This is a genomic window from Candidatus Binatia bacterium, assembly GCA_036382395.1.
Classification (GTDB): Bacteria; Desulfobacterota; Binatia; order HRBIN30; family HRBIN30; genus JAGDMS01.
Map to the genome: position 1 here is coordinate 1 of DASVHW010000138.1, position 7,418 is coordinate 7,418.

Sequence of the window (7,418 nt, forward strand, 5' to 3'; positions counted from 1 at the left end):
GCGTCGGCGCTGGCGCAGTCGTTGGGCTATGAACTGGGGGCACGGACGCGGCAATTCGACCGTCTGGACCTCGCCGCGGCGCTGTGGCTGCTCGACCTCCAGAGTGAGTTGGTGTTCTCAGGCGATGCGGGGCGCCAGGAAATCGGAGCCGGAGGCACATTCCAGCCGGCGGGGGCCACGCGGCGGTGGGGTGTCGACTTCGAAGCGCGCTACCAGTTCACCGCCTGGTTATTCTCGGATTACGATCTCAGCTGGGCGGACCCGCGTTTTCGCGGCGGAGACTTTCCGGGCGGCGCGATTCCCTTGGCGCCGACGCTGCTCATGAACGGCGGCTTGACCGCCGATCTGGGCAACGGCTTCTCGGCGGCACTCAGAGTCCGCTACCAGGGTGACCGCCCGGCGAGCGAAGACCGGACATTGACGGCGCAGGGCTATGCGCTCCTGGACCTGCTCGGCCGCTACCGCTGGCGCAATGTCGAGGGTCAGCTGTCCCTGCTCAATCTCACCAACACCGACTGGCGGGACGCGCAGTTCGACGATCAGTCATGCGCGCGTGGTGAACTCGGCGCTGCTCCGGAGTGTGCGCGGGTCTCGCCGCTCAAGCAGAGCGGGAGTTCTTCGAACGGTGGCGTCGAAGACATCCACTTCACGCCCGGCAATCCGTTCTGGGTCCGCGGCGGCGTGACCATGTATTTCTGAATGCCGAGGCTGCGGGGGACTCATGACTGCGACGATGCTGCCCGTCGTTGGTCTGTCGGGGCTCGTGGGGCACCCGATGGTACTATGAGCATTCTAAGCGTCTTTCAAATGCACCACTGTCGGAGGATCGTTGCATGACAGGGCTTACCCGATTCGGCATTTCCCTCGACGAGAAGCTCCTGCGGGAGTTCGATCGCCTGATCAAACGGAAAGGATACACCAACCGCTCCGAGGCGATCCGTGATTTGATCCGCGATAATCTCGTCCGGGAACAGTGGGAGACGGGAACGGCGGAAATGGTCGGCACGATCACGCTGGTCTACGACCACGAGACGCGTGAGCTAACTGACAAGTTGACTGATCTGCAGCACGATCATTTCGACCGCATCGTTTCTACCCTGCACGTCCACCTCGATGCGCACCATTGCCTGGAGGTCATGGTCGTACGAGGGCAAGCCGCGGAGCTGAAGAAGATCGCCGACAAATTGATCGGGACCCGTGGAGTGAAGCACGGGACTTTCTCCGCAACGGCCGAAGGCAAAGCGCTGGCGTGATCGGCCAGTACACCCGCAGGCGAGTCACCACCTCATACTAGGAAAGTTGACCGCTGGCCGACGGCCTAACTCACTGGCATTGGACATAGCCCAGGGTTGCGAAGCTACCCTGGGCAGGTTCCGGATTGGAGGTCCCGCCCAGTTGCAGCCCAGGATGCGCATCGATATCATCACCGTAAAACGTTTGCCCTATCGATCGGAGAATACATGGAAACGGTCACGATTTCCCCCAAGTTTCAGGTGGTCATCCCGAAGGACATCCGCAGGCAACTGAAGCTCAGCCCGGGTCAGAAGGTTCAAGCTGTTCTTTACGAGGATCGAATCGAGCTCATTCCTGTTCGGCCGCTGAAGAAAATGCGGGGATTCCTCAAGGGCATCGATACGGACGTGCCGCGTGAAGGAGATCGCGTGTGAACATCGTCGACTCCTCCGGGTGGCTCGAGTATTTTGCGGACGGACCGAACGCGAAGTTCTTTGCCGCAGCGGTTGAAGCGACGGGTACGCTCCTGGTCCCGACCCTGAGCCTGTATGAAGTGTTCAAGCGGGTCCTACAGCAGCGTGGGGAAGGCCACGCCCTTCAGGCCGTCGCACTCATGCAGCAGGGCAGAATTCTTGAGCTGACCGCACCTCTGGCACTGGCAGCGGCAAGGGTCAGCCTAGATGAGAAGATACCCATGGCAGACAGCATCATGTTGGCCACGGCCCGCGCACATGGTGCCACCCTCTGGAGCCAGGATTCCGACTTCGAAGGGATTCCGGGTGTCAGGTACGTCGTCAAAAGAGCCTCGGGCTCATAGTCACGGACGCGCCGGACGCGTCGTGGCTTGGGGAGTCGGTGTCGAGCGGCAGGAAGACGAACTCGGCCTCCGGGTCAACGAACTTCTTGATCAACCACGGGCAGGCGATCCGGTCGACTTTGGCAAACTGTCGCGTGATCCAACGCATGTGCGCTCCCAGTCTACGCAGTGTTCTGCTTGAAACGGATGAGGCGCCAGAGCGTCGGGTTCATCCGCGACGCATCCCAATTGGTCATCGACGCTACCCTCTGACGAGAAGTCCAACGGCGCCGGCGGCGACAATGACCACCGGCTCCGGGACCTTCCGTACGTAGACCAACGCCAGCAACGTCACGAGACCGATGAGGGCGGTCGGCACGTCAATGATCGCACGCCGGCCGAGGACGAAGGCCGCGCCCGCGATTGCTCCCGTGGCCGCCGCCGTCACGCCATCGACAAACGCCTTGACCCTGGGATCTTTTGCGGACCGACGGAAGTACTTCGCCGGAATGATCACGAACAGGTAGCAGGGCAGGAACACGCCACTCGCGGCCAGCGTCGCCCCAATCGGACCACCCACGAGGTACCCAATGAAGGCGACGGTAATGACCACCGGTCCCGGGGTAATCATGGCGACGGCAACGGCATCGAGGAACTGCCGCTCGGTCAGCCAGTGGAACTGCCCGACGACGCCGCCGTACAGGAACGGGACGATGGCCAGGCCGCTGCCGAACACGAACGTGCCCGCTTCGGCGAAGTACAGGGCGATCTTCCAAAACGTCCCTACGCTTGCCGGCCCTGCAAGCCCGGCGATGAGCCACGTCGGCACCAGCGCCACGGCCGCGGCTCGACCGGAGAAAACTGGCCGCGTCTTGATGACGAGCGCCACCACGCCGCTCAGCACGAAGAGCCACACCACTTCGCTCTCGGTCCACGCCGTCACGACGGCGCTCAGGACGAAGAGTCCCCACAGCAGCGAGTCGTGCCCGAGCGTCATGTGCACGAGCTTGTAAGCGCTGCGTCCGATGATGGCGATGACCGCCGCTCCGATACCGTAGAATACGCCCTGCATCCAGGGCAGCCCACCGAAGCGCACATAAAACGCCGAGAGGGCGAGCACCATCAGGAACGACGGCAGGACGAACGCCGCGCTGACCAGCGTGGCGCCCAGGTTTCCGGCGCGTACCCAGCCGAGGTAGATCGCCAGCTGCGCCGCCAGCGGCCCCGGTGCGAGCTGGGCCAGTGCCAGTCCCTCGACGTAGTCCTGCTTCGAGATCCACCGCCGGTCCTCGACGAGATCCCGCTGCATGTAGCCGGCAAGCGCGATCGGTCCCCCAAAGCCGGACGTCCCCAGCCACACGAAGTACGAGAGGAACTCCCGCAGCGTGCTGGGCGCTGTCTCGGAGGGCGTGTCCGCTGCTACGGGTGCCGCTACGGTGTTCATCGATCACTCCGATCTAGTGCCTCTGCATGTCGAGCGCCGCCTTCAAGCCCTTCGCCAGCGCCTGCGTTGGGACAAGGCCCCAGTAGTGGAGGAACATGACCTGCGGCGACTTGCCAGTCATATACTGATGGATCACGACGATGTTGATTCCCTCTCCGCGCAGCGCCCTTAGCACACCCTGCAGCTCGGGCTCCAGCATCGCGAAGTCGCCGTCAACGACCGCTTTGTCGTCTGCGCCGGCGAACGCCGCCGAGGAAGTGAATCGGTATCGAACATCTCGATGCGGCCTGCTGCTGGAACTCACCGTACTGGTGGATGCGGCTCCGTGAACGAGCCACTGTGGCGCAACCCGTGGTGGTGCGGTATGAAAAAGCAATGCCGGATGTCGCAGCCATCTATCACCGCACCAAGGAAGTGAACATCTACCCCATCGGGGGCGATCGGTTCCTGATCGAGGCGTTCCTTCAAGATGAGGTCCACGATGTTCACGCAGAGATCGAGATTCTCCACCCGTCCCTTGAAATCGTCGCTGCGCGCAGCGAGGTGCGGAATGGCCCATTCACCAACGTCTGCAACATGACGCATGCGAACGTCGAGCGTCTCGTCGGTATGCGGGTCGCGCGGGGCTTCACCGGCGAGGCGCGCAAGATCGTCGGCGGCCCGGCAGGATGCCACCGCGTGTCCGAACTGTTGGTCGAAATCGCCCAGGCCGCTTACCAGCTGCACTTCGTGCGGCTCTTCCTGAGTACGTCCGCCGAGCAACGGGCCCGCGAGGATGTTCCCGCCGAGCGGCACGCGTTCGTCATCGAGAACGTGCCGGGCATGCGGAACACCTGCTTCTCGTACAGCGAGAGCAACCACGCCATCATTGCTGAGAAGGCCGAACCACTACGCTTACGCGCGCAGCAGATGCCGGTTCGAAAGATCGACGGCAGGGGTGCGTGAGAGATTCGATCCTCCTCGGGCTCGGCCGCTGGATGATTCCGATTCCCGGCATGGTGTGGCGTCGGGTCGTGCGCGCGAACGCGAGCCAGATTCCGCCCACTCGGGCCAAGGTGTTCACCCTATTCATCTGCGGGCGTTGGTCGCTCTGATCCCAGTGCGGCCAGCATTTGCTGTATCAGCGTTCGCGCCGCGATCGCGTAGGCATCGCCGAGGTTGACCACACCTGGCGTCGCCACCGGGCGTGACGGATGGTCCATCGTCCACAAGACGTTGCCGTTCGTCGGATCAACCAACGCGACCTCGACCGAGGCAATGACGAACGTGGGATGGACGGGAACATCAACTTCCCAACGCCGAACGTCGATGTACAGTACGGCTGCTTCGAGTTGATTGCGGGCCGCCACCGCCGCCGCGTCCTGCGCGCTGGTCGGCGGGTGGTCGCCAGTCATGGCGTCGACCAACTCGGGCGAGACTACCGTAAAGCCGCGTCGCGCTAGTTGGCGGCGTGCCTCCGAGGCGAGCACATCCGGGACGGTGATGCGGTCGGTGCGCGCCACATACTTCTCATAAAACGAGGCGCCAGCGATGAGCAGCGGATCGCCGGTCCGATTGTTCGGCGGGAAAACTGCCACGGTGCGGACCGTCGGTGGCAGGAGCGTCACGGCAGGCGGCTGTGCGCAGCCGCACACCACAAGCAACAAAAGCCAGCTCAACAATATGCGGCCCTTCATTGGTGATCCTTCTCCGCGCGCGTAAGCGCTTCCAAGCGACGCTCCATTGCTTCCAGCTGGCGGCGTACGGTCTCCTGCTCCGTCCGCAGCCCCACCAACGCCAGGCGCGCGTCCGCGAGGCTCGCAACAGCATCGGTCGACTCGGCGCCGGCGATCACCTCCGGTACGAGGGCGCGTACCTCCGCCTCGAGACGGCCGGCGGCGGAGTCATCGTGACGGGTTGCAGCGAGGGCGTAGTGATACAGCGCCGTGCCGGCGCGGTGTGCGGCTTGCGCCTCTCCGGAGACGGCAAACAGCGGGTTGGAGTCGTCTGCGAGGCGACGGTCGAGCCCATCGTAGAACGCCGCCAGCGCTTCCCCGGTGAACCAGTCCTTGTCCCCGGCGGCGTTGATCCGAGTCAATCGGGGCGCCATGAACTCCAGCAAAGGGCGGTCATCGGTGTTGACGCGCGCCTCTTGGAAGATATCGGTTGCGGCAGCGAGGTCGCCAGCGTAGAGCATGCCGAAGCCGTGCGGCGTGGCGAGGAGCGGGTCGCGGCTCCAATCGGGTAAGCGGCCGAGTCGTTCGCCCACCTGCTCGAGATCCACCCGACGTGACCCGAGTTTGCCGATGAGTCCGACGACAGGCCGGTCGGGATAAAAGTCTGCCCGCCACAAGCTGGTCTGCGGAAAGACGGAGAGAAAAGTGTGCGTGATCATGTCGAACTCTTCATGCGTGAGCTGATAGAACGGCAGCCACTGGCAGAATAATCCGTTCGGTGCCAGACGCCCGGCAACGGTAGCGTACATCTCGCGCGAGTAGAGGTTGCCCGCGCCCGCGTGCCACGGGATGAAGAGATCCGATACGATCACGTCGAAACGCTCCTGGCTTGCGGCAAGGTAACGGCGCCCGTCATCGAGCACGAGGTGGACGTCGGGCCGCTCCAGCAGCCCGGCGTTCCAAGGCGCGAAGTGAGCGCGTGCGGCCGCGGCAACTTCGGGAACGAGTTCCACAACGGTGGTGTCCTCCAACCCCAGTGCGGGACCCGCACTGGCGGTAATCCCGGTGGCGAGGCCGATGAACGCGGCACGCCGCGGCCGCGGATGCACCAACAGCGGCACAAGGCCTAATCGGCGCTCGTTGACTGCAGCGGCGGTACCGCCAAGGACGTAGTAGTTGTCGAGTCGCAGCTGCAGATCGCCGTCGGTCTCTACCACGGTGACGATCCCGCTCGGGCCTTCGAGGGTCGCGCGCAGCATCTCTCCCTCCGGCCGCAAGTGCACCAGCGGAGCGCGCATCGGGTTGCAGAGCACGACGCCCAGCAGCGCTGCATACGCAAGTGGGCGTAGGCGGGCGTGGGGCGGGGCGATCACGTCGGCGAGGATGACGTATACGATCGCCGCGGCAAGCAAGGTCGCGCGAATGCCCAGCAGCGGAACGCCGAGAAAGCCCGCCGCGATGGCGCCGACAATGCCGCCGAACGTGTTGGCCGCCGATAGGTCGCCGAGCGGACGTGCGGCGGTCTCACGCTCGTCCCATGCTGCCCACAGCGCCGGTAGCACCATGCCCGAGGCAAACGCGACAGGACCTACGCTTGCGGACGCGAGTACGATGATGCGCCGCAGGTACTCGGATAAACCGGACTGCATGCCGACGTAGGCCAGGCCGTCAGTTGAGTGGACAAACGTCCACACGCCGCCGACGGTCGCCGCCGCTGCGACCACCAAAGCCGCGGCGGCGATCCGCGCCGGTGTGAAGCGACGCAGAAGCAGGGCGGCTGCGCCCGCGCCAGCAGCAAGCGCCAGGAGGAATACCAGAGCGATTGCGGTGAAGGAGTAGACCGAGTTGTGCAGCACCTGCGCGAACAGCCGCGTCCACAATACTTCGAGCCCGAGCCCCAGAGCGCCCGCGCCGGCGGCGACTATGCGCAGGCGGCCGTGTGGCACGAGGGCCCCTCGATACGCCGCCAAAACAGGGCGGCTACTTGTATATTGGGGTTGTGGGGAGCGGTTCTCCACAAGCTGACGGAACGAGCGAGGGGGGTGGGGTGTGACCCGCTCCGCGTTAGGTCGCGGTGGGGTGGGGAGCGGTCGTGCGGAGACGGGGCGTTGCGGCCAGCTTGTGGAGAACTGCGAGGGGGGGCGAGCGTCGCAAAGTTGGAGACATCCATCGGCATGGACGATAGAACACACAGGGTGTCCGGGAGACCGTCGGCTACGGAAGCCTTTGAGCTTGTCCCTGAGATGGGTCCCCCGCCCTCGTCGTCCATGCCGTGGAGTATCCGAGGCCA

The 7,418-nt window shown here is 64.3% G+C and carries 9 protein-coding genes and 1 pseudogene; 5 read left to right on the forward strand and 5 right to left on the reverse strand.

The window, feature by feature from the left end; genetic code table 11:
• The 4 genes from VF515_06615 to VF515_06630 all read left to right on the forward strand — a co-directional run.
• Nucleotides 1-699: TonB-dependent receptor (locus VF515_06615; GenBank protein ID HEX7407311.1), on the forward strand; the 699-nt coding region annotated here is incomplete at its 5' end.
• Nucleotides 700-833: 134 nt separating this feature from the next.
• Nucleotides 834-1,253: a nickel-responsive transcriptional regulator NikR gene (gene nikR, locus VF515_06620; protein ID HEX7407312.1), complete on the forward strand. Its 420-nt coding sequence runs from the start codon at nucleotides 834-836 to the stop codon at nucleotides 1,251-1,253.
• 207 nt (nucleotides 1,254-1,460) lie between these two features.
• Nucleotides 1,461-1,667, forward strand: coding sequence for an AbrB/MazE/SpoVT family DNA-binding domain-containing protein (locus VF515_06625; protein ID HEX7407313.1), 207 nt, complete (start codon nucleotides 1,461-1,463; stop codon nucleotides 1,665-1,667).
• Complete coding sequence (locus VF515_06630) at nucleotides 1,664-2,050, forward strand: type II toxin-antitoxin system VapC family toxin (GenBank protein ID HEX7407314.1); 387 nt, start codon at nucleotides 1,664-1,666, stop codon at nucleotides 2,048-2,050. Before VF515_06625 ends, VF515_06630 begins: the two co-directional genes overlap by 4 nt.
• On the opposite strand, the gene VF515_06635 is transcribed toward VF515_06630, so the two are convergent.
• The 3 genes and pseudogenes from VF515_06635 to VF515_06645 all read right to left on the reverse strand — a co-directional run bounded on the left by VF515_06635 (nucleotide 2,028) and on the right by VF515_06645 (nucleotide 3,729).
• Nucleotides 2,028-2,198 carry a chromate resistance protein ChrB domain-containing protein gene (locus VF515_06635; protein HEX7407315.1) on the reverse strand — a complete coding sequence of 57 codons (171 nt, stop codon included), beginning with the start codon at nucleotides 2,196-2,198 and terminating at the stop codon, nucleotides 2,028-2,030. The genes VF515_06630 and VF515_06635 overlap by 23 nt on opposite strands.
• A gap of 93 nt (nucleotides 2,199-2,291) precedes the next feature.
• Entirely contained in the window at nucleotides 2,292-3,473 is a 1,182-nt protein-coding gene (locus VF515_06640; protein ID HEX7407316.1) for a chromate transporter, read from the reverse strand.
• 13 nt (nucleotides 3,474-3,486) lie between these two features.
• Nucleotides 3,487-3,729 (reverse strand): annotated as a pseudogene (locus VF515_06645) (DUF1259 domain-containing protein).
• A 119-nt stretch (nucleotides 3,730-3,848) separates the two neighbouring features.
• Between VF515_06645 and VF515_06650 the strand changes: the two are divergent.
• Nucleotides 3,849-4,418, forward strand: a complete 570-nt coding sequence (locus VF515_06650; GenBank protein ID HEX7407317.1) for a DUF2889 domain-containing protein — start codon at nucleotides 3,849-3,851, stop codon at nucleotides 4,416-4,418.
• A 119-nt stretch (nucleotides 4,419-4,537) separates the two neighbouring features.
• Here the strand turns inward: VF515_06650 and VF515_06655 are convergent, their stop codons facing one another.
• Entirely contained in the window at nucleotides 4,538-5,149 is a 612-nt protein-coding gene (locus VF515_06655) for a hypothetical protein (GenBank protein HEX7407318.1), read from the reverse strand.
• Nucleotides 5,146-7,074: a fused MFS/spermidine synthase gene (locus VF515_06660; protein HEX7407319.1), complete on the reverse strand. Its 1,929-nt coding sequence runs from the start codon at nucleotides 7,072-7,074 to the stop codon at nucleotides 5,146-5,148. Before VF515_06660 ends, VF515_06655 begins: the two co-directional genes overlap by 4 nt.
• Nucleotides 7,075-7,418: the final 344 nt, after the last annotated feature.